Here is a 24,162-nt window from a genome sequence, read left to right as displayed (position 1 = left end):
TCGGCGAAGAGCTCTGCAGGGTCAGCGTATCTTTCAATGATTAGCTGGCCAGCAGCACCAGCTTACCCACCGCTTTCCTTTGGCCCAACTGCTCGATCGCCGCGCCCGCCTCGGCCAGTGGGTAAGTCTTCGATACCAGCGGCTTCAGCTTGCCCTCGGCATGCCAGGCAAACAGTTGCTTGAAGTTGGCCGCATTGTCCTGCGGCTGACGCTGGGCAAAAGCCCCCCAGAATACCCCCAGCACCGCTGCGCCCTTGAGCAGTACCAGGTTCGCCGCCATCTGTGGAATCGTCCCGCTGGCAAAGCCGACCACCAGCAGCCGCCCGTTCCACGCCAGCCCGCGCACGGCCTGGTCGAACAGTTCACCGCCGACCGGGTCGTAGATCACATCTACCCCTTGGCCGCCGGTCAGGCGCTTGATTTCCTCCTTGAGGCTGGCCTGGCTGTAGTCGATCAACTCGTCCGCCCCTGCAGCCTTGGCCACGGCCAGTTTCTCTGCGCTGCTGGCGGCTGCGATCACCTTGGCGCCCATGGCTTTGCCGATCTCCACGGCCGCCAGGCCGACACCACCGGACGCACCCAGCACCAGCAAGGTTTCGCCCGGCTGCAACTGGCCGCGCTGCTTTAGCGCATGCATCGAGGTGCCATAGGTCATGCCAAAGGCAGCAGCGGTGGTGAAGTCCATGCTTTCGGGGATGGGCAGCACGTTGTAGAACGGCACGGCCACCTGTTCGGCGAACGCCCCCCATCCGGTGAGGGCCATCACCCGGTCCCCGACCTGGAAGGCACCGGCGCGCTCGCCGACAGCGGCAACGACACCCGCCGCCTCGCCACCGGGAGAGAACGGTAGCGGTGGCTGGAACTGGTATTTGCCTTCGATGATCAGGGTATCTGGGAAGTTGACCCCAGCCGCATGCACCTCGAGCAGAATCTCGTTTTTCTTCGGTACCGGGCTGGCCACCTCTTCCAGAACCAGGTTGCGTGCCGGCCCCAAGGTTTTACACAACACAGCTTTCATCGGGCTATTCCTTTGCGGGTAGTGGCCGATAAGTGTAGGAGGGCGGCCTGCCGGGTCAACGAGCATGGCCCGCCCTGATGGGGCTGTATAAGCCCAGGCTTGGGTTTGAGCCGCATGCTGGGTAAGCTGGCGCCAATTGTTTTGAGGAGTGAATTCGTGAAAGCGTGGATCTTGATGTTGCTGGCCCTGATGCTGCCAGCGGCGGCCCTGGCCGAAGAAGCCAAGGAAGGAGCCCCCAAGGTCTCCTATATCAGCCTGAGCCCGCCCTTTGTAGGCAACTACGCCCTCGACGGTGGCCCCAGGTTGCGCGTATTCAAAGCTGATGTGGCACTGCGTGTGACTGGCGATGAGGCAGCCAAGGCGGTCAAGCACCACGAGCCGCTGATTCGCAACCAGCTGGTGGCGCTGTTCACCCAACAAGGTGTGGATAACTTGAGCAACGTCGACGCCAAGGAAAAACTGCGCCAAGAGGCGCTCAAGCAGGTGCAGCAGGTGATGGAAGCGGAAGAAGGCAAGCCGATTGTCGAGGATCTGCTGTTCAATAACCTGATTGTGCAGTGATCGAGAATCAGGCCGGCCTCTTCGCGGGACCGGTCATTTGCTTAGCGCAATGATCGCCGCCCACTGCTCTTCGGTCACCGGCATTACCGACAGCCGAGTGCCTTTTTGCACCAGCGGCAACTCCTCCAACGCGCTTTGTTGCTTGAGCAAGCCCAGCCCCAGCACCTGCCTGAACGTCTTCACGTGCGCCACATCTACCGCGCTCCAGGGGTTCTTCTCGGCAGTGGCTTTGGCGTCGTAGTAATGGCTCTGAGGGTCCAGCGCAGTTGGGTCCGGGTAGGCCGCTGCAGTGATCCGGGCAATCCCGGCAATGCCCGGTTGAGGACAACTGGAGTGGTAGAAGAAAAACTCATCGCCTACGTTCATGGCGCGCAGAAAATTGCGCGCCTGATAGTTGCGCACGCCATCCCAGCGGGCCTCACCCAGGCGGCCCAGGCCTTCGATCGAAAGCTCATCGGGCTCGGATTTCATCAGCCAGTAGGCCATGGATACTGCTCCTGAAAAGGTTTGAAATAACCTGTTGCACGAAACCGACAGCCGGTTGGCGTCAACGTTTGCGTGTCGACGCAGGTTGTCGGAAAATGCGCCGATTTTAACGCTATATGCTCCGGCGGCACCAAGAAGGTCGCCGAGCCAGAACGTATGCCTAGGGGGGCATTCTTCGATGAATCAACGCAAACCGGACCTGCTCTGGGTCCTGGTCTTCATCTTTGGTCTGGGTGTGGTTACCACTGGTTATGCTCAGGGTATCTGGGAGCGCAAGCTCGATACCGCGTACCAGGCACCGGTCGAAGCCGGTCAGCAGCAGCGCTGATCTTCCCCGCTGGCGCTTGTTATTTAGGCGCCAGGTACCAGTCACGGTCCGAGACCGTGCCCTGCAGTGGTACATCCCAACTGGCCTGCGCCAGTCGTTCGACCTTCTGGCATTCATGGGCCAGCCCCAGCAGCAGGGGTTTTTTCCATGTTTTGCGTCGCGCCTGGTAGGCCAGGCTGCGATCATAGAAACCACCGCCCATGCCTAGCCGCCCGCCGGCTTCATCGAAGCCCACCAGTGGCAGCAGAATCAGGTCCAGCGACCAGATCGGGCGCTGGCGCTTGCGGTCAGTCAGTGGCTCTGGAATACGGAAACGGTTGCGCTTGAGCTTTTCCCCTTGCTCGAACCGCTGGAACACCATGCGCGTACGCGGCCATGCGTGCAGTACCGGCAGGTAGGTACGTTTGCCACGGCGTTGCGCCTCGCGCAGTAGCAACTGCGGGTCGATTTCACCGTCGTTGGGCAGGTACAGGGCAATGTGCCGTGCGCGGCGGAACAGCGGGTTTTGCGCCAGCTGCCGATACAGCCCAAGGGAGGCTTGGCGTTGCTGGGCTGGCGTGAGTGCGCGGCGGGCATTGCGAAGCAGGCGACGAAGCTGGGGGCGGGTGAGCGGCGCGGTGTCGGTCATGGCACGGGCGTTCCCAGGTGTCGAAGCTAAAAGCGAGAACTGCCCGCCGGGGTGGGCGGGCAGTCGAAATCAGGCTCCCCGATAAGACCGCTATCGGTGTAGCCCTTGAACCCGAAAGTTCAAGGTGGAGATTGCAGGGGGCGTTAAGGCTTTCCGTCGGGCGGACATGCACACCGGCCCCAGCGTGCAACCCCCGTGGTTGTGCGTATCGGCTCAGGGACATAACCGACTGGCGCATCCCCCAGGGAGTGGCGCCAGTATACCAACCTCAGCCGATTTTGGTATCCGTGTCGTCGGACAAAGCCTTGTCGACGCGATCGAGCAGGTCGCGGACCTGTTCGCGGGTGGCGCTGCCAGCGGGGGCGTCGGTGCGGTCTTCCTGGCGGTGGAGCATCTCGTGGGTGATGTTCAATGCGGCCATGACCGCGATCCGATCAGCACCAATCACCTTGCCGCTGCTGCGGATCTCGCGCATCTTGCCGTCCAGGTAGCGTGCGGCGCTGACCAGGTTGTTGCGTTCTTCCGGCGGGCAGATGATCGAGTATTCCTTGTCCAGGATCTGCACGGTGACGCTATTGCTTGAACTCATGAGTCATGCTCCAGGGCCTTGAGGCGTAAGATCATCGACTCGACCTTGCGCTTGGCGATCTCGTTCTTTTCGATGAGGTGGGCGCGCTCTTCGCGCCAGGATTTTTCCTGAGCTACTAGGAGTGCATTTTGCCGTTTAAGTTGCTCGACGCGCTCGATCAGCGACTCGAACCGGCTCATCAATGCTTGCAGGTCGTTCTCTTGCGTGGGTTGCACTCGATTCGCTCCGTCATTGAATCACCCGTCGATCATGCCTCTCCCTGAGCGGTGACGGCCAGTGCCGATGGTCTTGGCGCGCCTGCCGGTGCTAGGATACAAGGCCTTCATTCTAGTCAAATGCGCCGTCTGGCGCCTAGCCGCCCATGCCTAATACCCAATCGCCCTACACCGCATTCGCCGCACTGCTCTCGAGCAACGGCCACCCTGTTTCCCCCGCCGAGCTGCACGGCCTGCTGATCGGCCGCAGTTGCGCCGGTGCCGGCTTCGAGGCCGATGCCTGGCTGGCCGACGCTGCCGGGGTGCTGGAAAACGAACCTGAAGACAATGTGCGCGCTGCATTGATCGGCCTGCAAGAGATGGTCAAGGCCGAGCTGACCGGCGAGGACATTGCGATCGTTCTGCTGCTGCCAAGCGACGAAACCCCGCTGACCGAGCGTGCCACGGCGCTGGGCCAGTGGTGCCAGGGCTTCATCGCCGGCTTCGGGCTGAACGCGGGCGGCAAGGACCTGTCCACCGATGCCAAGGAAGTGCTCCAGGACCTGGTGGCCATTTCCCAGGTCCAGGAAGCACTGGAAGAATCCGAGGACGGCGAAAGCGATTACATGGAAGTCATGGAGTATCTGCGCGTTGCGCCGCTGCTGCTGTACACAGAGCTGGCCGCGCCGGCCGCGCCTGCGCCAAAACCTTCGCTGCACTGATCAACCGGGGGTAGTCCTGCCCATGAGCCACATACCCAAGGCCGAATATGCCCGTCGGCGCAAGGCGCTGATGGCGCAGATGGTCCCCAACAGCATTGCCATCCTGCCGGCTGCCGCAGTCGCCATTCGCAACCGCGATGTCGAGCACGTCTACCGCCAGGACAGCGATTTCCAGTACCTGAGCGGCTTCCCGGAGCCGGAGGCGGTGATCGCGCTGATCCCGGGGCGCGAGCATGGCGAGTACGTGCTGTTCTGCCGCGAGCGTAACCCTGAGCGCGAGCTGTGGGATGGCCTGCGTGCCGGCCAGGAAGGTGCCATCCGCGACTTTGGCGCGGACGATGCCTTCCCGATCACCGACATCGACGAGATCCTGCCGGGCCTCATCGAAGGTCGCGAGCGGGTCTACAGCGCCATGGGCAGCAACCCCGAGTTCGACCGTCGGCTGATGGACTGGATCAACGTGATCCGCTCCAAGGCGCGCCTTGGCGCCCAGCCACCGAACGAGTTCGTTGCCCTGGATCATCTGCTGCACGACATGCGTCTGTATAAATCGGCGGCGGAAGTGAAAGTGATGCGCGCCGCTGCAGAAATTTCCGCGCGTGCCCATGTGCGGGCCATGCAGGCCTGCCGGGCAGGGCTGCACGAGTACAGCCTGGAAGCCGAGCTGGACTACGAATTCCGTAAAGGCGGGGCAAGAATGCCAGCCTACGGGTCGATCGTCGCTGCCGGCCGCAATGGCTGTATCCTGCACTATCAAGAGAACAATGCCGCGCTCAAGGACGGTGACCTGGTGCTGATCGACGCCGGTTGCGAAATCGATTGCTATGCCAGCGACATCACCCGCACTTTCCCGGTCAGCGGGCGGTTTTCGCCTGAGCAAAAGGCCATCTATGAACTGGTGCTCAAGGCCCAGGCCGCCGCTTTCGCCGAGATTGCCCCAGGCAAGCACTGGAACCACGCCCATGAAGCGACCGTGCGGGTGATCACCGAGGGCCTGGTGGAGCTGGGCCTGCTCAAGGGCAAGGTGCAGGCGCTGATCGAAAGTGAAGCGTATCGGGCCTTCTACATGCACCGTGCCGGGCACTGGCTGGGCATGGACGTGCACGATGTGGGCGAATACAAGGTCGGCGGCCAGTGGCGGGTGCTGGAGCCTGGCATGGCGCTGACCGTCGAACCGGGTATCTACATTGCCGCCGACAATCAGCAGGTCGCGAAGAAATGGCGCGGCATCGGCGTAAGGATCGAGGACGACGTGGTGGTGACCAGGCAAGGCTGTGAAATTCTGACTTCGGGCGTGCCCAGGACGGTCGCCGAGATCGAGGCGCTTATGCAGGCGGCCCGTAAGGACGCTGCATGAACCGAGTCAACCTGGCGATCATTGGTGGCGGCCTGGTCGGTGCCAGCCTTGCGCTGGCCCTGCAGGCTGGGGCCAAGGCGCGTGGCTGGAAGATCCTGCTGATCGAGCCATTCGCCCCGGGCGACAGCTTCCAGCCCAGCTATGATGCGCGCTCCTCAGCGCTTTCGTTCGGTACCCGGCAGATCTACCAGCACCTGGGCGTGTGGCAGGGCATCAGCCCTCGTGCCGAGCCGATCCGGCAGATCCAGGTCTCGGACCGTGGGCGCTTTGGCTCCACCCGCCTCGATGCGCTGGAGGAGGGCGTGCCAGCGTTGGGCTACGTGGTCGAGAACGCCTGGCTTGGTCAGTGCCTTTGGCAAGGGCTGGACAGCGAGGTGGTGAGCTGGCGCTGCCCGGCCGAAGTGAAGGCGATGCAGGCCGTCGCCGGTGGTTATCGCTTGCAGCTGGACGATGACACCGCCCTTGAGTGCGACCTGGCAGTGCTGGCCGACGGTGGCCGCTCCGGGTTGCGCGAGCAACTGGGCATCCATGTGCGCCGCACGCCCTACGAGCAGAGCGCCCTGATCGCCAACATTACCCCGGGCGAGTCCCATCGCGGGCAAGCCTTCGAGCGCTTTACCGAGCAAGGCCCCATGGCATTGCTGCCGCTGCCCGAGAACCGCTGTGCGTTGGTCTGGACCCGTCAGGGTATGGACGCCAAGCGCTTGGCCGAGATCGACGAACGCAGCTTCCTGCGCGAGCTGCAGGATGTATTCGGCTATCGCCTCGGCGCCCTGCGCCAGGTCGGCGCACGGCATCTGTACCCGCTGGCACTGGTCGAAGCCCAAGAGCAGGTGCGCCCGCATCTGGTGGTACTGGGCAATGCCGCGCACAGCCTGCACCCCATTGCCGGGCAGGGTTTCAACCTGTCGCTGCGCGATGTGCAGTCGCTGGCCGATGCGCTGCTGGCCGGCCCGCAGCAGCCAGGCGATCTGGCGACCCTGCAGGCGTACCATCAACGCCAGCAACTCGACCAGGCCATGACCATCGGTTTCTCCGACCAGGTTACCCGCCTGTTCGGCAGTAATCAGCCGTTGCTGGCCGCCGGGCGCAACATCGGCTTGCTTGGGCTCGACTTGCTGCCGCCGGCCAAAAGCTGGTTCGCCCGCCAGGCCATGGGCCTGGGCACCCGTCCTGATCCGCGGGGGCAGGCATGAGCAACCCGCGCAAGCTGGCGCGCCGGGCGCGCATGTTGCGCTGGCTGCTGAACCTTTACCCACCGTACCTGGGCGCTGGCATTCGCATTCAGCACATCAGCCCGGACATGCGCAGTGTCAGGGTGCGCATGAAGCTGAACCGCTGGAACCGCAACTACGTCGGTACCCAGTTTGGCGGTAGCCTGTATTCGATGGTCGACCCGTTCTACATGCTATTGCTGATCGAACTGCTGGGCCGTGAGTACATCGTCTGGGACAAGGCAGCCAGCATTGACTTCATCGCACCGGGCAAAGGCCCGGTGTATGCCGATTTCCACATCGAAGACGCACTGCTGGACGAGATCCGCCAGCAGACCGCCAGCGGCAAGAAATACCTGCCACGTTTGCAGGTCGATGTCCGCGACGGTGCCGGCGAGCTGGTGGCGCGGGTCGATAAAACCCTATACGTGCGGCTCAAGCCGCAAGCGAGGCAGGCGTAAGGCATGGAAATGCGCGCAGATCTGTTGATTGTCGGTGCCGGTATGGTCGGCAGCGCCTTGGCCTTGGCGTTGCGCCACAGTGGCCTGGAGATACTCCTGCTCGACGGTGGTTCGCTGACGGTGAAGCCGTTTGACGGCGATGCGCCGTTCGAGGCGCGGGTCAGCGCCCTCTCGGCGGCCAGCCAGCGCATCCTCGAGCGTTTGGGCGCCTGGGAAGAAATCGCCAAACGGCGTGTTTCGCCCTACTCGGACATGCATGTCTGGGACGGCAGCGGCACTGGGCAGATTCACTTTTCCGCCGCCAGCGTGCACGCGCAGGTGCTTGGCCATATCGTCGAAAACCGGGTAGTGCAGGATGGCCTGCTGGAGCGCCTGCATGACAGCGATATCGGCCTGCTGCCCAACGCCCGCCTGGAGCAGATGCGCCGCTCTGGCGATGAGTGGCTGCTGACCCTGGCCGATGGCCGCCGCCTGCGGGCACCGCTGGTGGTGGCTGCCGACGGTGCCAATTCGGCGGTGCGGCGCCTGGCCGGCTGCCAGACCCGTGAGTGGGATTACCTGCACCACGCTATCGTCACCAGCGTGCGCTGCAGTGCTGCACACCAGGCTACCGCCTGGCAGCGCTTCACCGACGAAGGGCCGCTGGCCTTCCTGCCCTTGTCGCGAGACGGCCAGCAGGGCTGGTGCTCGATCGTGTGGTCGACCACGCCCGAGCAGGCCGAGCAGCTCATGGCGCTGGATGATCAAGCTTTCCTCAAGGCCCTGGAGCGTGGATTCGAGGGGCGACTGGGCCAAGTGCTGCATGCCGACCCTCGGGTCTGCGTACCGTTGCGCCAGCGCCACGCCAAGCGATACGTGGACGAGGGGCTGGCATTGATCGGCGATGCCGCGCACACCATTCATCCGTTGGCGGGGCAGGGCGTGAACCTGGGCTTTCTCGATGCAGCGGTGCTGGCTGAAGTGCTGGTGAACGCCTGCGAGCGGGGTGAACGGCTGGCGGATGTGAAAGTGCTCAGCCGTTATGAGCGCCGACGCATGCCACACAACCTGGCATTGATGGCGGCGATGGAGGGCTTCGAGCGGCTGTTCCAGGCCAACCCGCTGCCGTTGCGCTGGTTGCGTAACAGCGGTCTGAAGCTGGTGCAGCAGATGCCGGAGGCCAAGGCGCTGTTCGTGCGCCAGGCGTTGGGGCTTTCCGGGGACTTGCCGGAGCTGGCCAGACCTTGAGATTGTTGGGCCGCTTTGCGGCCCTTTCGCGACACGAGGCCGCTCCTGCAGGCGTTCGCGTGCTCTTGCAACATCTGGTAACGGCTGGGTAGGTGAGCCGGAAAATGGGATTCACTACCATTTGCGCCTCTCATACGATTCGAGGAGTGCATCCCATGTTGCCACGCAAGCCCCTACTGGCCGCCCTGGCCCTGACGCTGTTCGGTGGCACCGCCCAGGCGGCGGACGAAGTAGTGGTGTACTCCTCGCGCATCGACGAGCTGATCAAGCCGGTGTTCGACGCCTACACCGCCGAGACCGGCGTCAAGATCAAGTTCATCACCGACAAGGAAGCCCCGCTGATGCAGCGCATCAAGGCCGAGGGCGAGAACGGGGTGGCCGACCTGCTGCTGACCGTCGATGCCGGTAACCTGTGGCAGGCCGAGCAGATGGGCATCCTGCAGCCTATCAAGTCGGCCATCATCGACCAGAACATCCCCGCTCAATACCGCGCCTCGTCCCATGACTGGACTGGCCTGAGCCTGCGCGCGCGGACCATCATCTACTCCACCGAGCGGGTCAAACCCGCAGAGCTGAGCACCTACGAGGCACTGGCCGACAAGCAGTGGGAAGGGCGTCTGTGCCTGCGCACGGCAAAGAAGGTCTACAACCAGTCGCTGACCGCCACGCTGATCGAGAACCATGGCGAGGCCAAGACCGAACAGATCGTCAAAGGCTGGGTCAACAACCTGTCTACCGACGTGTTCTCCGATGACAACTCGGTAATCCAGGCCATCGAGGCCGGCCAGTGCGATGTGGGGGTGGTGAACACTTACTACTTCGGCCGCCTGCACAAGCAGAACCCGAACTTGCCGGTGAAGATCTTCTGGCCTAACCAGGGCGACCGAGGCGTGCACGTCAACCTGTCCGGCATCGGCCTGACCAAGCACGCACCGCATCCGGAGGCGGCCAAGAAGCTGGTGGAGTGGATGACCGGTGAGCAGGCGCAGAAGCTGTTCGCCGACATCAACCAGGAGTTCCCGGCCAACCCGAAGGTCAAGCCATCGGACGAGGTCGCGGCATGGGGCAGCTTCAAGGCTGACAGCATCCCGGTCGAGGTGGCAGGCAAACGCCAGGCCGAGGCCATTCGCTTGATGGATCGGGCTGGCTGGAACTAAGCCCCAGGCTTTATCCTGCAGGGGCCCACAAGGGCCCCTTCGCGTGGCAAGCCCGCTCAGCGGTTGCCATCTGCCACAGAGACAGTTGCCTTGCCCCACGCTCCCCAACGCCGCTGGTACCTCCCGGTCATCCTGACCGCCGCCCTCGTGCTCTTGCCCTTGAGCGTCCTGCTGCTGTCCTGGCAGTCGATCGACGTGCAGATCTGGTCGCACTTGCTCGACACCCAGATGAGCCGCCTGCTCGGCAACACATTCACCTTGGTGGCGGGTGTAGGCGTAGGCGTCACCGTGCTCGGCGTGAGCCTGGCCTGGCTCACCAGCCTTTGCGAGTTCCCCGGCAGGCGCTGGCTGGACTGGGCACTGATGCTGCCGTTTGCCATCCCCGCCTATGTCCTGGCGTTCGTCTTCGTCGGCCTGCTGGATTTCGCCGGCCCGGTGCAAAGCGCCTTGCGTGAAGTGTTCGGGCCCATGCGCCTGCCGCGGGTGCGCTCCACCGGCGGGGTGATTGTGGTGCTGGTGCTGGTGTTCTACCCCTATGTCTACCTGCTCGCGCGCACGGCATTCCTGGCCCAGGGCAAGGGGCTGATGGAAGCGGCGCGGGTGTTGGGCCTTTCGCCGCTGCAAGCTTTCTGGCGGGTTGCCCTGCCCATGGCGCGGCCGGCCATCGGCGCAGGCATAGCGCTGGCCCTGATGGAGACCTTGGCAGATTTCGGTGCGGTGGCTGTGTTCAATTTCGACACGTTCACCACCGCCATTTACAAGACCTGGTACGGCTTCTTCAGCCTGTCCAGCGCGGCTCAGCTGGCCAGCCTGCTATTGCTGGCGGTAATGCTGGTGCTGTACGGAGAACGCCGCGCCCGTGGCGCCTCGCGCAGCTCAAACGAACGCCCGCGGGGTCAGGCCCTCTATCACCTGCGCGGTCTGAAGGCACTGCTGGCCAGTGGCTGGTGCCTGCTGGTATTTGCCTGTGCCTTCGTCATCCCGCTGCTGCAGTTGCTGGTATGGTTCTGGCAGCGGGGGCGGCATGACCTGGACGAGCGCTATGTTGGCCTGGTGCTGCACACCTTGTACCTGGGCGCCCTGGCAGCCTTGATCACGGTGAGCGTCGCACTGCTGCTGGCATTTGCCCGGCGTCAGGCGCCGACCGGCGGCATCCGTGCCGGGGTTGGCCTGGCCAACCTAGGCTACGCCTTGCCCGGCTCGGTGCTGGCGGTGTCGATCATGCTGGCCTTCAGCTACCTGGACAACCACCTGGTGATCCCTCTGTCGAGCTGGCTGGGTGGGGCAGGCAAGCCATTGCTGCTGGGCAGCCTCGCGGCATTGCTGGTGGCCTATCTGGTACGTTTCATCGCCGTGGCCTATGGGCCACTGGAAGGCAGCCTGGAGCGCATCCGCCCGTCGTTGCCCGAGGTTTCACGGAGCCTGGGTGTCGGAGGGGCGAGATTGTTTTTCAAAGTGTATATGCCGCTGCTGGTCCCTGGTGCCCTCAGCGCCGCACTGCTGGTCTTCGTCGATGTGCTCAAGGAAATGCCCGCGACCTTGCTGATGCGGCCCTTCGGCTGGGATACCCTCGCCGTACGGGTGTTCGAGATGACCAGTGAAGGCGAGTGGGCGCGTGCCTCACTGCCCGCCTTGACCTTGGTGCTGGTTGGCCTGCTGCCGGTCATCGGCCTGATTCGTCGTTCAGCCAGGCGCCCCGGTCACAGTCACTGAGGGTGCCAGCCCGCGCCCTTGCGGCTACAATGCGCGGCATTCGCGCGACGGGTCCTACAAGAAGAGCTGACAACCAAACGTCATCGACCGCCGCCGCTTCGCCACGCCCGGAAGGAGAAACCCATGGGACAGCGCACGCTTTTGTACGACTTGCACCTGGCGCTAGGCGCCAAGACAGTCGATTTCGGTGGCTGGGACATGCCGCTGCACTACGGCTCGCAAGTTGAAGAGCACCATCAGGTGCGCAGTGACTGTGGGGTGTTCGATGTTTCCCACATGACCGTGATCGACATCGATGGCACCGATGCCACCGTCTGGCTGCAGCGCTTGTTGGCCAACGACGTTGCCCGCCTTGGGGGTGTCGGCAAGGCGCTGTACAGCCCGTTGCTCAACGAACAGGGCGCAATTATCGATGACCTGATCGTCTACCGCACGGAAAATGGCTACCGGCTGATCACCAATGCCGCTACCCGCGCCAATGTACTGGCGTGGCTGGAGGCCCACAGTACCGGCTTCTCGGTCGGTTTCAAGGTGCGCCCCGACCTGGCCATTCTCGCCATCCAGGGCCCCCAGGCCCGCGAGAAAGTCGCAGCCTTGCTCAGCGCTTCGCGCGCTGCGCTTATCCGTGAGCTGCGCCCGTTCGAAGGGCTTGGCGAGGGCGACTGGTTCATTGCCCGCACCGGTTACACCGGTGAGGACGGGTTGGAAATCATCCTGCCGGGCCATGAGGCCGTGGCCTTCTTCAACGACCTGGTCGGCGCTGGCATCGCCCCCAGTGGCCTTGGCGCCCGCGACACCTTGCGCCTGGAGGCCGGCATGAACCTGTACGGCCAGGATATCGACGAAGACCACACCCCGCTTACCTCCAACCTGGGCTGGAGCATCGCCTGGGAGCCGGCCGAGCGTGATTTCATCGGCCGCGCTGGCCTGCTGGCGGAAATCGAGCGCGGCGTGCAGGACAAGCTGGTCGGCCTGGTGCTGGAGGAACGCGGTGTTTTGCGCGCCCATCAGGTGGTTCGCGTTGCCGGCATTGGCGAAGGGGAGATCACCAGTGGTAGTTTCTCTCCTACGCTGAGCAAATCCATTGCCCTGGCGCGCGTGCCCATGGCCACCGGCGATCGTGCCGAGGTCGAGATTCGCGGCAAGTGGTACCCGGTGCGGGTGGTCAAACCGACCTTCGTGCGTCACGGCAAGATTCTGATCTGAACAATCAACGGCGGGCCGACCGCTGACCCAATCGAGGAATACAAGACATGAGCAATATCCCCGCCGATCTGCGTTTTGCCGAAAGCCACGAGTGGGCGCGCCTGGAAGCCGACGGTACTGTGACCGTGGGCATCAGCGACCACGCTCAAGAGGCCCTGGGTGATGTGGTGTTCGTGGAACTGGCAGAGGTTGGCAAAGTATTCGCTGCCGGCGATGCTGCTGGCGTGGTCGAGTCGGTCAAGGCCGCTTCGGATATCTATGCCCCGGTGGGTGGCGAAGTGATTGCGGTCAACGAAGACCTGGCCGACAGCCCGGAGCTGCTTAACGAAGAGCCTTACGGCGCCTGGATCTTCAAGCTCAAGCCAAGCGACAAGGCCGAACTGGACAAGCTGCTGGACGCTGCCGGTTACAAAGCCGCTATCGGCGAGTGAGCCTTCTGGCCTCATCGCCGGCTTGCCGGCGATGAGGCCGGTACTGGCGAAGCAAGTTTTCCCGCAGTATCGGCAATCCTTCCTAGACTTATAAGTCTCCACGAGGCCTGGTCTAGGAAGAGAGCGTCGTCATGTCCCAGTCGCCATCCCTGCATCAACTGCAAGAGCTCAACCCATTCCTGCGTCGCCACCTGGGGCCAGATGCCTCCGAGCAGCAGGCCATGCTCAACGCCCTGGGCTTGAGTAGCCGCAGCGAGCTGATCGAACAGACCGTCCCGCCGGATATCCGCTTCAACCGCGCCCTCGACCTGCCCCCCGCCCTGGATGAACAGACTGCCTTGGCCAAGCTCGCCGGTTATGCCGAGCAGAACCAGGTGTGGACCAGCCTGATCGGTATGGGGTACCACGGCACCGTCACGCCAACCGTCATCCTGCGCAACGTGCTGGAGAACCCCGGCTGGTACACCGCCTATACGCCTTACCAGCCAGAAATCGCCCAAGGCCGGCTGGAAGCGCTGCTCAACTTTCAGCAAATGGTCATCGACCTGAGCGGCCTGGCCCTGGCCAATGCCTCACTGCTCGATGAAGCCACCGCCGCAGCCGAAGCCATGGCCTTGGCCAAACGCGTGGCGCGCAACAAGAGCAATGCCTTCTTTGCCGATGAACACTGTCACCCGCAGACACTGTCCGTGTTGCGAACCCGGGCTGAAGGTTTTGGTTTCGAACTGATCGTCGACGCTGTGGATAACCTTGCCCAGCACCAGGTATTCGGCGCTCTGCTGCAGTACCCGGATACCCATGGGGACGTGCGTGACCTGCGCCCGCTGATTGACCAGTTGCACGGCCAGCATGCCTTGGCATGCGTGGCGGCAGACCTGTTGAGCCTGGTGCTACTCACGCCGCCGGGCGAACTTGGCGCAGACGTGGTGCTTGGCTCGACCCAGCGCTTTGGCGTGCCGATGGGCTATGGCGGCCCGCATGCGGCCTATTTCGCCTGCCGCGAAGACTACAAGCGGGCGATGCCGGGGCGCATCATCGGTGTGTCGCGTGATGCCCGTGGCAACACCGCACTGCGAATGGCCCTGCAGACCCGCGAGCAACACATCCGCCGCGAAAAAGCCAACTCCAACATCTGCACCGCCCAGGTACTGCTGGCCAACATCGCCGGCTTCTATGCGGTGTACCACGGCCCTGAAGGCTTGCAGCGCATTGCACAGCGCGTGCACCGGCTGACCGTCGTGCTCGCCGCGGGCCTTGAGGCCAAGGGCATCAAACGCCTTAACCAGCATTTCTTCGACACCCTTACCCTGGATGTCGGCGGTGCCCAGGCGGCCATCATCGAAAGTGCGCAAGCGGCGTGCATCAACTTGCGCATTCTGGGCCGCGGCCATCTGGGTGTGAGCCTGGACGAAACGTGCAGCGAAGAAACCGTGCTTCGGCTGTTCGACATCTTTCTTGGCGTGGATCATGGCCTTGAGGTCACCGCGCTTGACCAGCAGGTTCTGACAGGGGGTATTCCGGCCGCTCTGGAACGGCGCACGCCGTTCCTCTCCCACCCGGTGTTCAACCTGCATCACAGCGAAACGCAGATGCTGCGCTACCTCAAGCAGCTGGAAAACAAGGACCTGGCGCTGAACCAATCGATGATCCCGCTGGGTTCCTGCACCATGAAGCTCAACGCCACCAGCGAAATGATCCCCATCACCTGGCCCGGATTCGCTCTGCTTCATCCCTTTGCGCCCGATGCTCAGGTCGCAGGCTACAAAGCGATGATCGATGAGCTGGAGCGCTGGCTGTGCGCTATTACCGGTTTTGATGCGATCTGCATGCAACCCAACTCGGGTGCCCAGGGCGAATACGCCGGGCTGATGGCAATCACCCGTTACCACCGCAGCCGTCATCAGCCCCAGCGCACGCTGTGCCTGATCCCTTCGTCGGCCCACGGCACCAACCCTGCTTCGGCGCAGATGGCTGGCATGGAAGTGGTGATCGTCGACTGCGATGACGACGGCAACGTTGACCTCGACGACCTCAAGGCCAAGGCCAAGGCTGCAGGCGAGCGGCTGTCCTGCCTCATGGTTACCTACCCGTCGACACATGGTGTGTATGAGGAGGGCATCCGGGAAATATGTGAGGTGGTGCACCAGCACGGAGGCCAGGTCTACATGGACGGCGCCAACCTCAACGCCCAGGTCGGTCTCACGCGGCCGGCTGACATCGGCGCCGATGTCTCGCACATGAACCTGCACAAGACCTTCTGCATCCCGCACGGTGGCGGCGGCCCCGGGATGGGGCCGATTGGCATCCGTGCACACCTCAAGCCGTTCGTCGCCAGTCATCCGGTGGTGCCGGTGCCGGGCCTGGACCCGAACAACAGCGCGGTCAGCGCCGCGCCTTGGGGCAGTGCGAGCATCCTGCCGATCAGCTGGATGTACATCGCCATGATGGGGCCGCAACTGGCCGATGCGAGCGAAGTGGCCATCCTGTCGGCCAACTACCTGGCCAGCCAGCTTGGTGGGGCTTTCCCGGTGCTGTACAGAGGCCGAAACCAGCGGGTGGCGCACGAGTGCATTCTTGATCTGCGGCCGCTCAAGGCAATTACCGGGATAACTGAAGAGGATGTGGCCAAGCGCCTGATGGACTATGGCTTCCATGCCCCGACCATGTCATTCCCGGTGCCCGGGACCTTGATGGTCGAACCGACAGAGAGCGAGTCGAAAGCCGAGCTGGACCGGTTCGTCGAGGCCATGCTGGCGATCCGTGCGGAGATCGGTGAGGTGCAGCAGGGTAACTGGCCAGCGGAAGACAACCCGCTCAAACATGCGCCACATACCCTGGCCGATGTGCTGGCACCGTGGAGCCGGCCTTACAGCCTTGAGCAGGCTGTAGCCCCCAGCGCTCACGTGCGCCAGCACAAGTACTGGCCGGCGGTGAACCGGGTCGACAACGTGTATGGGGACAGGAACCTGTTCTGTGCGTGCGTACCGGTGGAGGCGTATCGCTGAGTTGAAGTTGGGGCTGCACAGCAGCCCCAGGGGGCTTACTCGGCTACCGCGTTCCTGGCCAGGATGGCATTGGCCAGTTCCATGTCGCTGGCTTGCATGCCTGGGTTCTCAGCCCGCACCTGGCGCATTGCCGCCTCCAGGAACGGCCCACGAATAGCACCTTCACTGGCAACGAAGCTGCCGGCGTCATCCTGCGCCGCGACGACCAGCTTGTGGTCCCTGGAGGTCAGGTAAGTCGATGCCGTAGTCGCGCCGGAAGAAATCACGTTGCGCCAGAAGGTATCGGCCATGGCGGAGCCAATGGGCAGCGAAAGCAGGGCAGCGGCTGCGATGGCGGTTGGGAGACGCATGATGAAACACCTCGAAGGGTGAGGGCTGATGGAGCCCGATTTGATTGAGTCTGAGGGGTGTAAGTTCCCAGAAAACAAGGGTTTTTTGCTTATGCGCAGACCCGCAGCACTTCCTCTTGGCAGGTCAGCCCACTGGCCACCTTTGCCTCCCCGCAGCGTTTCAGGTCCAGCAACCCTTCGCTCAATGCCTGTCGCTGCAAGCTGGCAAGGTCCGCCCCTGCGCCTATCCGGGCGCGCAGGCTTTCACTTGGGACCAGCAGCTCGAACACGCCCGTTCGGCCATGAAAGCCGGTGCCCCGGCACAGCAGGCAAGGCTGGCCGCTGGCCGATGATGCGCAGCCCTGGCAGTCACGGCACAGCAAGCGCACCAGGCGCTGCGCCATCACCCCGCTCAGGGAGGCCTTGATCAGGTAATCGGGCACGCCCAGTTCCAGCAGGCGGGTGATGGCGCCACAGCTGTCGTTGGTGTGCAGGGTCGAGAGCACCAGGTGCCCGGTAAGGGCAGCTTGCACGGCTACCAGCGCCGTCTCGCGATCGCGGATCTCGCCGATCATGATGATGTCAGGGTCTTGGCGCAGCAGCGCGCGTACGCCGTTGGCGAAGCTGAGGTCCAGTGCCGGCTGCACCTGTAATTGATTGAAAGCCGGCTCCAGGCGTTCGATCGGGTCTTCGATGGTGCACAGGTTGACCTCGGGCGTGGCCAGCCACTTGAGGCTCGCGTACAGCGTGCTGGTCTTGCCTGAACCGGTAGGGCCGGTGACCAAAAGAATGCCATGACGGCGCTGCAGCAGGGCCTGCCACTGCTGCAGTTGTTCACCTTCCAGGCCCAGGCGGTCGAAGTCTTCCTGTAGCTGTTGTGGGTCGAACAAGCGCAGTACCAGCTTTTCGCCAAAGGGGGTGGGCAGCGTAGACAGGCGCAATTCCACTTCGCGGCCACCTGGCAGGCTGCACTTCACACGGCCATCCTGCGGCCGGCGTTTTTCCGCGACATCCATGCGGCCCAAGTGCTTCAGGCGGCTGACGACGGCCAGGGTCACGCTGGCCGGGAAGGCGTAGACCGTATGCAGGAGGCCGTCTATGCGATAGCGCAACCGGCCCTGCTCGCGGCGTGGCTCAAGATGGATGTCACTGGCGCGCTGTTCGACAGCGTACTGCAGCAGCCAGTCGACGATATGCACGATATGCGCGTCGTCTGCCGTGGCGTTGCCCTGGCGCTTGTCCTGCTCCAGCAATTGCTCGAGCTCACCGAGGCTTGCTGACTGCTGATGCTGGGCACCTTGCACCGAGTGGGCGAGGCGAAACAGCGACTGGCCCACCTGGCGCAACTGCAGGGGGCTGGCGAGCACACGGCGGATCGGCCTGCCCAGGCTGCGGGCCAGATCGGTTTGCCAGTCACACTGGTAAGGCTGCGCACTGGCCACGGTGATGCCCAGGCTGTCGCTGGCCAGGATGAGTATGCCGTGGCGATGGGCGAATGCTGGCGATATCAGCCCGTTGACCTGAGACAGGTCGAGTTGCAGTGGGTCGATGCGCTGGTAAGGCTGGCCGACTTTTCTGGCGAGCCATTGGCACAGGCAGTCCAGATGCAGGCGCTGGCCGGGGTGCTGGCGGTCTTCGAGGCCCAGGGCCGCTATGGTTTCGAGCGGATGGCGAGGTGGCTGTGAGGTGGCGTGTTCGAGTACCTGCCTGGCGTCGTTGGCGCTCAGGCGCTGGTCGGCTTGCAGCGTGTCCAGCACGCGCTGGAGGTCGAGGGATCGATCGTCGGGGTTGTGCATGGCGGCGTCCGTGCCAAGTGATGAGTTCCTCATGAAGGCTAGCCAGTGGGGCTGGTTCGAGCGTAAGCGAAAGGTTTCGGGATCTTGCCGGGCTGGTAGTAGTCTGTTTCACGGTGAGGGGTGTCGGTTGGTCCTCCCCTCACATTTGCCTGCGCGCATTCGTCTACCCTGTAGGGGTTCCTGCCGGCAGCTTTCGGATAGGCTGTGCAACCATTCGTTCTTTTTTTCGAACAGCCTATTGTCCTATACCCCAGCAGCCGCTTAGCATTCGTTTGAGATTTCAAACGCTCGATGCCCTGCCTTGGGCGCTTTTCAACAATCAACAATTCGGGAAGCCGACATGCAGCTCAAAGACGCTCAGTTGTTCCGCCAGCAAGCCTTCATCAACGGTGAATGGCTGGATGCGGACAGCGGCCAGACCATCAATGTGACCAACCCGGCCACAGGTGAAGTCATCGGTACCGTGCCGAAGATGGGCTCTGCGGAAACCCGCCGCGCCATCGAAGCTGCCGACAAGGCCCTGCCGGCCTGGCGTGCACTGACCGCCAAAGAGCGCTCGAACAAGCTGCGTCGCTGGTTCGAACTGATGATCGAGAACCAGGACGACCTGGCTCGCCTGATGACCACCGAACAAGGCAAGCCACTGGCCGAAGCCAAGGGCGAAATCGCCTACGCAGCCTCGTTCATCGAGTGGTTCGCCGAAGAAGCCAAGCGCGTCTACGGTGATACCATCCCGGGCCACCAGCCTGACAAGCGCCTGATCGTCATCAAGCAGCCGATCGGCGTTACCGCGGCCATCACCCCGTGGAACTTCCCGGCGGCGATGATCACCCGTAAAGCCGGCCCGGCCCTGGCCGCTGGCTGCACCATGGTGCTCAAGCCTGCTTCGCAAACCCCGTACTCTGCCCTGGCCCTGGTCGAGCTGGCTACCCGTGCCGGCATCCCGGCTGGCGTGCTGAGCGTTGTGACCGGCAGCGCTGGCGAAGTTGGCGGCGAGCTGACCGGCAACTCCCTGGTGCGCAAACTGTCCTTCACCGGCTCGACCGAAATCGGTCGCCAGTTGATGGAAGAATGTGCCAAGGACATCAAGAAGGTTTCCCTGGAGCTGGGTGGCAACGCCCCGTTCATCGTGTTCGACGATGCCGACCTGGACAAGGCGGTAGAAGGCGCGATCATCTCCAAGTACCGCAACAACGGCCAGACCTGCGTTTGCGCCAACCGTATCTATGTGCAGGACGGCGTCTACGATGCCTTCGCCGAGAAGCTCAAAGCTGCTGTGGCCAAACTGAAGATCGGTAACGGCCTGGAAGACGGCACCACCACTGGCCCGCTGATCGACGGCAAGGCCGTCGCCAAGGTTCAGGAACACATCGAGGACGCCGTCTCCAAAGGCGCCAAGGTGCTGTCCGGTGGCAAGCTGATCGAAGGCAACTTCTTCGAGCCGACCATCCTGGTCGACGTGCCGAAGACCGCTGCCGTCGCCAAGGAAGAGACCTTCGGCCCGCTGGCGCCGCTGTTCCGCTTCAAGGACGAGGCTGAAGTCATCGCCATGTCCAACGACACCGAGTTCGGCCTGGCCTCGTACTTCTATGCCCGCGACATGAGCCGTGTGTTCCGTGTTGCCGAGGCGCTGGAATACGGCATGGTGGGTATCAACACCGGCCTGATCTCCAACGAAGTCGCGCCATTCGGCGGTATCAAGGCTTCGGGTCTGGGCCGTGAAGGTTCCAAGTACGGCATCGAGGACTACCTCGAAATCAAGTACCTGTGCATCAGCGTCTGATGCGCTGAAGGCTTTACCTCTGCCAGCGGGGCGCGAGAGCGACGTCTCGCTGGCTTTTTTGACATCGCAGCACCTGGTGGCCAGGGCGTTCACGGCAGTCGATCAACGAATACTGTTCGCGAACACTCCCAGCCACCCCCGAATAAAAGCGCCGCTGATCGGCGCAAATGAGGGCATTATGAGCAAGACCAACGAATCCTTGATGCAACGTCGTGTAGCCGCCGTCCCACGTGGCGTAGGCCAGATTCACCCGATCTTCGTCGAAAGCGCGAAGAACTCGACCGTGATCGACGTTGAAGGCCGCGAACTGATCGACTTCGCCGGCGGCATCGCAGTTCTGAACACCGGCCACCTGCACCCGAAAGTGGTTGCCGCTGTTCAAGAGCAGCTGACCAAAGTCAGCCACACCTGCTTCCAGGTACTGGCTTACGAGCCTTACGTAGAGCTGTGCGAGAAGATCAACAAGCTGGTCCCAGGTGACTTCGACAAGAAGACCCTGCTGGTTTCCACCGGCTCCGAAGCCGTTGAGAACGCCGTGAAAATCGCCCGTGCCGCCACTGGCCGTGCTGGCGTGATCGCCTTCACCGGCGGCTACCACGGCCGCACCATGATGACCCTGGGCCTGACCGGCAAGGTTGTGCCGTACTCCGCAGGCATGGGCCTGATGCCTGGCGGTATCTTCCGCGCCCTGTTCCCGAGCGAACTGCACGGTGTCAGCGTTGACGACGCCATCGCTTCGGTCGAGCGTATCTTCAAGAACGACGCCGAGCCGCGCGACATCGCCGCGATCATCCTCGAGCCGGTACAGGGCGAAGGCGGCTTCCTGCCAGCGCCTAAAGAGCTGATGAAGCGCCTGCGCGCCCTGTGCGACCAGCACGGCATTCTGCTGATCGCCGACGAAGTACAGACTGGCGCTGGCCGTACCGGCACCTTCTTCGCCATGGAACAGATGGGCGTCGCGCCGGACCTGACCACCTTCGCCAAATCCATTGCTGGCGGCTTCCCGCTGGCCGGTGTTTGCGGCAAGGCCGAGATCATGGACGCCATCGCTCCGGGCGGCCTGGGCGGTACTTACGCCGGTTCGCCGATCGCCTGTGCCGCGGCTCTGGCCGTCATCCAGGTGTTCGAAGAAGAGAAGCTGCTGGACCGCAGCAAGGCAGTAGGTGAGCACCTGACCGCTGGCCTGCGCAAGATCCAGGAAAAGCACCCGATCATTGGCGACGTCCGTGGTCTGGGCTCGATGATCGCTGTGGAAGTCTTCGAAAAAGGCACCCACACCCCGAACGCCGCTGCGGTCGCCCAAGTGGTTGCCAAAGCCCGTGACAAGGGTCTGATCCTGCTGTCTTGCGGTACCTACGGCAACGTTCTGCGTATCCTGGTTCCGCTGACCGCCGAAGATGAGCTGCTCGACAAGGGCCTGGCCATCATCGAAGAGTGCTTCGCTGAACTGGCCTGATGTGGCACGCTTCATGAAAAAACCCGCTTAGGCGGGTTTTTTTTGTGCCTATTAAAGGCCCTTGGCGCTATGGTTGTGGCAGGACTTGCTTTGGAAGCTGCAACGGATTGCGTGTCAGGGATATTCAGGAGTTGGCCATGAACGCTGCAGACCCCACCCCACCTTGCGTACTGATTGCCGAGGGCGATCCCTGGGTGCGCGACATGCTGCGTGAGATGCTGCTCAGCGTGCGCTGTGATGCCCGGCTGCAGGTGTGCGCCGATGGCTCACAGGCGCTCACGGCATTGGCCAGCAAGCCTGATCTGATCATCGCCGCCCGTGAGCTGGCAGGTGTCGATGGCCTGGACCTGTTGCGCAAGGTGCGCGCCAAGGGGCCGGGGTTGCCGTTCATTCTCATGAGCAACCGCAGTGACAGTGCCAGCGTGCGGGAGGCGCTGCCGCTGCACCCCACGGCTTACCTGAGCAAGCCACTGAACATGGGCAACCTGCGCAAGCGCCTGGAAGAGCTGCTGCTTGAAGTGGGTGAGCAGATCGCCTGCCCGGTGCCACCGTTGCAGCCAGGGGCGAGCCTGCCGGCCTTCCTTGAGCAGCGCCGCGCCACCGCCGATGGCGGGCCACTGTTCGCCGACGTGCAGGTGGCGATCAAGCGCGCGCTGAACCCGCAGGGGCTGGACCTCAAGGTGCTCGAAGAGGAAGTGCGCAACGACCCGCAGGTTACTGCCGTACTGATCGCTGCGGCCAACAGTGCTGCGCTGCACCGCGACGCACCGGTGCAGACCCTGCTGCAGGCGCTGAACAAGCTTGGCAGCACGCAGAGCATGAACCTGATTCTGGGCCTTGCCCTCAAGCGCAGCGCCCGCCTTAGCGACCCGCTGCTGGCGCAGCAGGCGGCGCATTTCTGGAACCTGTCGCTGCATACCGCCGAATACGCTCGTTCGCTTGCGCGCATGCTTGAGCTCGATGAAGAGCTTTGTTACTGCGCCGGGCTGTTGCACTGCCTGGGTGACCTTGCGGTGCTGCGCTGCCTGCAGGAATGGCGGCTGGCCGGTGGTGAACTGCATGATGGCTTGGTGCAGGCGTCACTGCGCGACTTCGGTGCAGCATTCGGTTCGGCGCTGCGAACCCGCTGGCGCTTGCCGCTGGGCCTGCGTGAGCTGATCGCAGCAATCTATCAGTTGGGCGGTGGGGTGTATTCGCGGGAGATCCTGGCCATGAACCTGGCAGGGCAACTGGCAAGGCTGCCGGCGGGTCAGGGGTTGGAGAAGGTGGCCGACAACAAGACCGCGCGCTTGCTCAAGGTTGGGTTGGCGCAGTTGAGCCGGTTGCGCAAGGTGCAGAACCCTGAGGTAAAACCGCAAGATGAAGAGCCGCCTGTTCCCGAAGAAAAGGTGCCGACCTGAGTTTTGGGGCCGCCGTGCGCAGCCACTGGCTCAGCCCCGCACGATCTGATTCTTGCCCTGCCGTTTGGCCCGGTACATCGCTGCATCGGCCCGTGCGAAGAGGCTGTCCAGTGAGTCATCCTCATCCGTTAGCCCGGTCAACCCCTGGCTTACCGTCACTCCATACACCTGCTCGCCATGGCTGAAACTCAGCCGCTGAATCTCGCGCTGCAGGCGCTCGGCAATCTGCTCGGCGACCTGCGCATTGCAGCCGGGGAACACTGCGGCAAACTCCTCGCCACCAATACGCCCAAAAAGGTCGCCGCGGCGCAGCACTGCCTTGCCGCTGTCGGCAATGCGTTGCAATACCTGGTCGCCTTCCTGATGGCCGTAGCTGTCATTGATCTGCTTGAAGTCATCGATGTCCAGTAGCAGGAACGCCAGTGGCGTGCCGTCTTGGCGTGCGCTGTCGAAGGCTTGGCCTGCACATTCGAAAAAGTGCCGGCGGTTGCTGCTCTGGGTCAGCACGTCCGTGGTGGCCAGGCGATGCAGCTCGCCCTCAAGCTGCTTCTTGTCGGTGATGTCTTCGGCAATGCCGACGATTATCACCCGGTCACCTTCCTGCTGCTGGTTGATGTAGCACTTGTCACTGAGCCAGCGTACCTGGCCGTTTGCATTGAGAATGCGGTACTCGCGGTCTTCAACCGCGCCTTTGATCAGCACCTGGGCCAGGCTGCGCTCGGCGTATTCCAGGTCATCGGGGTAGATGCTGTCGCGCCATTCGTTGAAGTCCGCCAACACCAGGCTCGTGGGGCGGCCGAAGATGCGTTCGTAGGCGGGGCTGACGTAGAGCACCTGGCGTGTTTCCCAGTCGAACGCCCAGAGCACCGCGTTGACGCTGTCGAGCAACGAGCTGTAGAGCTGTTCACGTTCGCTTAGGCGAGCCACTTCGCCTTGGGCATGCAGCAAGGCCAGCAGTATTTGGGCTGCCTCGGGAGCTGAATTGCCGGGCAGCGTTGAATGGATGTTCTTGGCCATGTGCACGGAGCGGCTCTCGACGGGTAAGCGTGCGGCCAAAGACCGGCCCGCCACGCGGGCGATGTGCCGGCTTTGAGTGGTTTT

23 protein-coding genes and 1 other RNA gene are annotated in these 24,162 nt (G+C 63.1%); 15 read left to right on the top strand and 9 right to left on the bottom strand.

Going from position 1 to position 24,162, the window contains the following annotated elements; translation table 11 throughout:
- Nucleotides 1-40: 40 nt before the first annotated feature.
- Nucleotides 41-1,018: an NADPH:quinone oxidoreductase family protein gene (locus EGJ09_RS21100; RefSeq protein ID WP_119687955.1), complete on the bottom strand. Its 978-nt coding sequence runs from the start codon at nt 1,016-1,018 to the stop codon at nt 41-43.
- 156 nt (nt 1,019-1,174) lie between these two features.
- Here EGJ09_RS21100 and EGJ09_RS21095 point away from each other — a divergent pair, with 156 nt between their 5' ends.
- Nucleotides 1,175-1,579 (top strand): flagellar basal body-associated protein FliL, encoded by a 405-nt coding sequence (locus EGJ09_RS21095; protein WP_125924702.1) that lies wholly within the window; start codon nt 1,175-1,177, stop codon nt 1,577-1,579.
- 33 nt (nt 1,580-1,612) lie between these two features.
- On the opposite strand, the gene EGJ09_RS21090 is transcribed toward EGJ09_RS21095, so the two are convergent.
- Nucleotides 1,613-2,065: an EVE domain-containing protein gene (locus tag EGJ09_RS21090; RefSeq protein WP_046788195.1), complete on the bottom strand. Its 453-nt coding sequence runs from the start codon at nt 2,063-2,065 to the stop codon at nt 1,613-1,615.
- A 178-nt stretch (nt 2,066-2,243) separates the two neighbouring features.
- Between EGJ09_RS21090 and EGJ09_RS26600 the strand changes: the two genes are divergently transcribed.
- Complete coding sequence (locus tag EGJ09_RS26600) at nt 2,244-2,393, top strand: hypothetical protein (protein WP_168216575.1); 150 nt, start codon at nt 2,244-2,246, stop codon at nt 2,391-2,393.
- 19 nt (nt 2,394-2,412) lie between these two features.
- Here the strand turns inward: EGJ09_RS26600 and EGJ09_RS21085 are convergent, their stop codons facing one another.
- From EGJ09_RS21085 to EGJ09_RS21070, 4 genes are all read right to left on the bottom strand, one after another.
- Complete coding sequence (locus tag EGJ09_RS21085) at nt 2,413-3,021, bottom strand: 5-formyltetrahydrofolate cyclo-ligase (RefSeq protein WP_046788196.1); 609 nt, start codon at nt 3,019-3,021, stop codon at nt 2,413-2,415.
- Between the two features lie 71 nt (nt 3,022-3,092).
- Nucleotides 3,093-3,272: non-coding RNA, 6S RNA (ssrS, locus tag EGJ09_RS21080), on the bottom strand.
- A 17-nt stretch (nt 3,273-3,289) separates the two neighbouring features.
- Entirely contained in the window at nt 3,290-3,610 is a 321-nt protein-coding gene (locus EGJ09_RS21075; protein WP_012316783.1) for a cell division protein ZapA, read from the bottom strand.
- Nucleotides 3,607-3,789: a TIGR02449 family protein gene (locus EGJ09_RS21070; protein ID WP_039603542.1), complete on the bottom strand. Its 183-nt coding sequence runs from the start codon at nt 3,787-3,789 to the stop codon at nt 3,607-3,609. The genes EGJ09_RS21075 and EGJ09_RS21070 overlap by 4 nt, the downstream gene beginning before the upstream one ends.
- A 182-nt stretch (nt 3,790-3,971) precedes the next feature.
- On the opposite strand from EGJ09_RS21070, the gene EGJ09_RS21065 reads away from it, so the two are divergent.
- The 10 genes from EGJ09_RS21065 to gcvP all read left to right on the top strand — a co-directional run bounded on the left by EGJ09_RS21065 (nt 3,972) and on the right by gcvP (nt 16,297).
- Entirely contained in the window at nt 3,972-4,526 is a 555-nt protein-coding gene (locus EGJ09_RS21065; protein WP_012316781.1) for a YecA family protein, read from the top strand.
- 22 nt (nt 4,527-4,548) lie between these two features.
- Entirely contained in the window at nt 4,549-5,883 is a 1,335-nt protein-coding gene (pepP, locus tag EGJ09_RS21060) for a Xaa-Pro aminopeptidase (protein WP_046788197.1), read from the top strand.
- On the top strand, nt 5,880-7,079 hold the full coding sequence (ubiH, locus tag EGJ09_RS21055) for a 2-octaprenyl-6-methoxyphenyl hydroxylase (RefSeq protein WP_115273144.1): 1,200 nt from the start codon (nt 5,880-5,882) through the stop codon (nt 7,077-7,079). The genes pepP and ubiH overlap by 4 nt, the downstream gene beginning before the upstream one ends.
- The gene (locus EGJ09_RS21050) at nt 7,076-7,558 is read left to right on the top strand and encodes a DUF4442 domain-containing protein (RefSeq protein WP_046788199.1); all 483 of its coding nucleotides are present in this window, start codon (nt 7,076-7,078) and stop codon (nt 7,556-7,558) included. Before ubiH ends, EGJ09_RS21050 begins: the two co-directional genes overlap by 4 nt.
- Before the next feature lie 9 nt (nt 7,559-7,567).
- Nucleotides 7,568-8,785 carry a 2-octaprenyl-3-methyl-6-methoxy-1,4-benzoquinol hydroxylase gene (locus tag EGJ09_RS21045; RefSeq protein WP_174142001.1) on the top strand — a complete coding sequence of 406 codons (1,218 nt, stop codon included), beginning with the start codon at nt 7,568-7,570 and terminating at the stop codon, nt 8,783-8,785.
- Between the two features lie 155 nt (nt 8,786-8,940).
- Nucleotides 8,941-9,942, top strand: coding sequence for an extracellular solute-binding protein (locus EGJ09_RS21040; protein ID WP_119687952.1), 1,002 nt, complete (start codon nt 8,941-8,943; stop codon nt 9,940-9,942).
- Nucleotides 9,943-10,032: 90 nt separating this feature from the next.
- Complete coding sequence (locus EGJ09_RS21035; RefSeq protein ID WP_125924701.1) at nt 10,033-11,655, top strand: iron ABC transporter permease; 1,623 nt, start codon at nt 10,033-10,035, stop codon at nt 11,653-11,655.
- A gap of 123 nt (nt 11,656-11,778) precedes the next feature.
- Nucleotides 11,779-12,861 carry a glycine cleavage system aminomethyltransferase GcvT gene (gcvT, locus tag EGJ09_RS21030; protein WP_046788202.1) on the top strand — a complete coding sequence of 361 codons (1,083 nt, stop codon included), beginning with the start codon at nt 11,779-11,781 and terminating at the stop codon, nt 12,859-12,861.
- A gap of 47 nt (nt 12,862-12,908) precedes the next feature.
- The gene (gcvH, locus tag EGJ09_RS21025) at nt 12,909-13,292 is read left to right on the top strand and encodes a glycine cleavage system protein GcvH (RefSeq protein WP_046788203.1); all 384 of its coding nucleotides are present in this window, start codon (nt 12,909-12,911) and stop codon (nt 13,290-13,292) included.
- 131 nt (nt 13,293-13,423) lie between these two features.
- Nucleotides 13,424-16,297, top strand: a complete 2,874-nt coding sequence (gene gcvP, locus EGJ09_RS21020; protein WP_125924700.1) for an aminomethyl-transferring glycine dehydrogenase — start codon at nt 13,424-13,426, stop codon at nt 16,295-16,297.
- 35 nt (nt 16,298-16,332) lie between these two features.
- Here gcvP and EGJ09_RS21015 read toward each other — a convergent pair whose 3' ends face one another.
- Nucleotides 16,333-16,647 carry a DUF2388 domain-containing protein gene (locus tag EGJ09_RS21015; protein ID WP_046788205.1) on the bottom strand — a complete coding sequence of 105 codons (315 nt, stop codon included), beginning with the start codon at nt 16,645-16,647 and terminating at the stop codon, nt 16,333-16,335.
- A gap of 89 nt (nt 16,648-16,736) precedes the next feature.
- Nucleotides 16,737-18,422, bottom strand: a complete 1,686-nt coding sequence (locus EGJ09_RS21010; protein WP_125924699.1) for a GspE/PulE family protein — start codon at nt 18,420-18,422, stop codon at nt 16,737-16,739.
- A gap of 340 nt (nt 18,423-18,762) precedes the next feature.
- Between EGJ09_RS21010 and gabD the strand changes: the two genes are divergently transcribed.
- The 3 genes from gabD to EGJ09_RS20995 all read left to right on the top strand — a co-directional run bounded on the left by gabD (nt 18,763) and on the right by EGJ09_RS20995 (nt 23,061).
- A complete protein-coding gene (gabD, locus tag EGJ09_RS21005) occupies nt 18,763-20,205 on the top strand; it encodes an NADP-dependent succinate-semialdehyde dehydrogenase (protein WP_046788207.1) in 1,443 nt (480 codons plus the stop codon).
- Nucleotides 20,206-20,383: 178 nt separating this feature from the next.
- Nucleotides 20,384-21,661: a 4-aminobutyrate--2-oxoglutarate transaminase gene (gabT, locus tag EGJ09_RS21000; protein WP_012316754.1), complete on the top strand. Its 1,278-nt coding sequence runs from the start codon at nt 20,384-20,386 to the stop codon at nt 21,659-21,661.
- Between the two features lie 137 nt (nt 21,662-21,798).
- On the top strand, nt 21,799-23,061 hold the full coding sequence (locus tag EGJ09_RS20995; protein ID WP_125924698.1) for a response regulator: 1,263 nt from the start codon (nt 21,799-21,801) through the stop codon (nt 23,059-23,061).
- A gap of 30 nt (nt 23,062-23,091) precedes the next feature.
- Here EGJ09_RS20995 and EGJ09_RS20990 read toward each other — a convergent pair whose 3' ends face one another.
- A complete protein-coding gene (locus EGJ09_RS20990) occupies nt 23,092-24,078 on the bottom strand; it encodes a sensor domain-containing diguanylate cyclase (protein WP_115273137.1) in 987 nt (328 codons plus the stop codon).
- Nucleotides 24,079-24,162: the final 84 nt, after the last annotated feature.

The sequence above is a fragment of the Pseudomonas sp. p106 genome (assembly GCF_003936645.1).
Classification (GTDB): domain Bacteria; phylum Pseudomonadota; class Gammaproteobacteria; order Pseudomonadales; family Pseudomonadaceae; genus Aquipseudomonas; species Aquipseudomonas putida_E.
This window is presented reverse-complemented; position numbering and strand designations above follow the sequence as displayed.

Coding starts and splice junctions, on each gene's coding strand:
- EGJ09_RS20995 (WP_125924698.1), top strand. CDS start 21,799: ATGAACGCTGCAGACCCCACCCCACCTTGCGTACTGATTGCCGAGGGC.
- gcvT (WP_046788202.1), top strand. CDS start 11,779: ATGGGACAGCGCACGCTTTTGTACGACTTGCACCTGGCGCTAGGCGCC.
- ubiH (WP_115273144.1), top strand. CDS start 5,880: ATGAACCGAGTCAACCTGGCGATCATTGGTGGCGGCCTGGTCGGTGCC.
- EGJ09_RS21040 (WP_119687952.1), top strand. CDS start 8,941: ATGTTGCCACGCAAGCCCCTACTGGCCGCCCTGGCCCTGACGCTGTTC.
- EGJ09_RS21075 (WP_012316783.1), bottom strand. CDS start 3,610: ATGAGTTCAAGCAATAGCGTCACCGTGCAGATCCTGGACAAGGAATAC.
- EGJ09_RS21010 (WP_125924699.1), bottom strand. CDS start 18,422: ATGCACAACCCCGACGATCGATCCCTCGACCTCCAGCGCGTGCTGGAC.
- gabT (WP_012316754.1), top strand. CDS start 20,384: ATGAGCAAGACCAACGAATCCTTGATGCAACGTCGTGTAGCCGCCGTC.
- EGJ09_RS21015 (WP_046788205.1), bottom strand. CDS start 16,647: ATGCGTCTCCCAACCGCCATCGCAGCCGCTGCCCTGCTTTCGCTGCCC.
- gcvH (WP_046788203.1), top strand. CDS start 12,909: ATGAGCAATATCCCCGCCGATCTGCGTTTTGCCGAAAGCCACGAGTGG.
- EGJ09_RS21050 (WP_046788199.1), top strand. CDS start 7,076: ATGAGCAACCCGCGCAAGCTGGCGCGCCGGGCGCGCATGTTGCGCTGG.
- EGJ09_RS21045 (WP_174142001.1), top strand. CDS start 7,568: ATGCGCGCAGATCTGTTGATTGTCGGTGCCGGTATGGTCGGCAGCGCC.
- EGJ09_RS26600 (WP_168216575.1), top strand. CDS start 2,244: ATGAATCAACGCAAACCGGACCTGCTCTGGGTCCTGGTCTTCATCTTT.
- EGJ09_RS21070 (WP_039603542.1), bottom strand. CDS start 3,789: ATGAGCCGGTTCGAGTCGCTGATCGAGCGCGTCGAGCAACTTAAACGG.
- pepP (WP_046788197.1), top strand. CDS start 4,549: ATGAGCCACATACCCAAGGCCGAATATGCCCGTCGGCGCAAGGCGCTG.
- gabD (WP_046788207.1), top strand. CDS start 18,763: ATGCAGCTCAAAGACGCTCAGTTGTTCCGCCAGCAAGCCTTCATCAAC.
- EGJ09_RS21065 (WP_012316781.1), top strand. CDS start 3,972: ATGCCTAATACCCAATCGCCCTACACCGCATTCGCCGCACTGCTCTCG.
- EGJ09_RS21090 (WP_046788195.1), bottom strand. CDS start 2,065: ATGGCCTACTGGCTGATGAAATCCGAGCCCGATGAGCTTTCGATCGAA.
- EGJ09_RS21085 (WP_046788196.1), bottom strand. CDS start 3,021: ATGACCGACACCGCGCCGCTCACCCGCCCCCAGCTTCGTCGCCTGCTT.
- EGJ09_RS20990 (WP_115273137.1), bottom strand. CDS start 24,078: ATGGCCAAGAACATCCATTCAACGCTGCCCGGCAATTCAGCTCCCGAG.
- gcvP (WP_125924700.1), top strand. CDS start 13,424: ATGTCCCAGTCGCCATCCCTGCATCAACTGCAAGAGCTCAACCCATTC.
- EGJ09_RS21100 (WP_119687955.1), bottom strand. CDS start 1,018: ATGAAAGCTGTGTTGTGTAAAACCTTGGGGCCGGCACGCAACCTGGTT.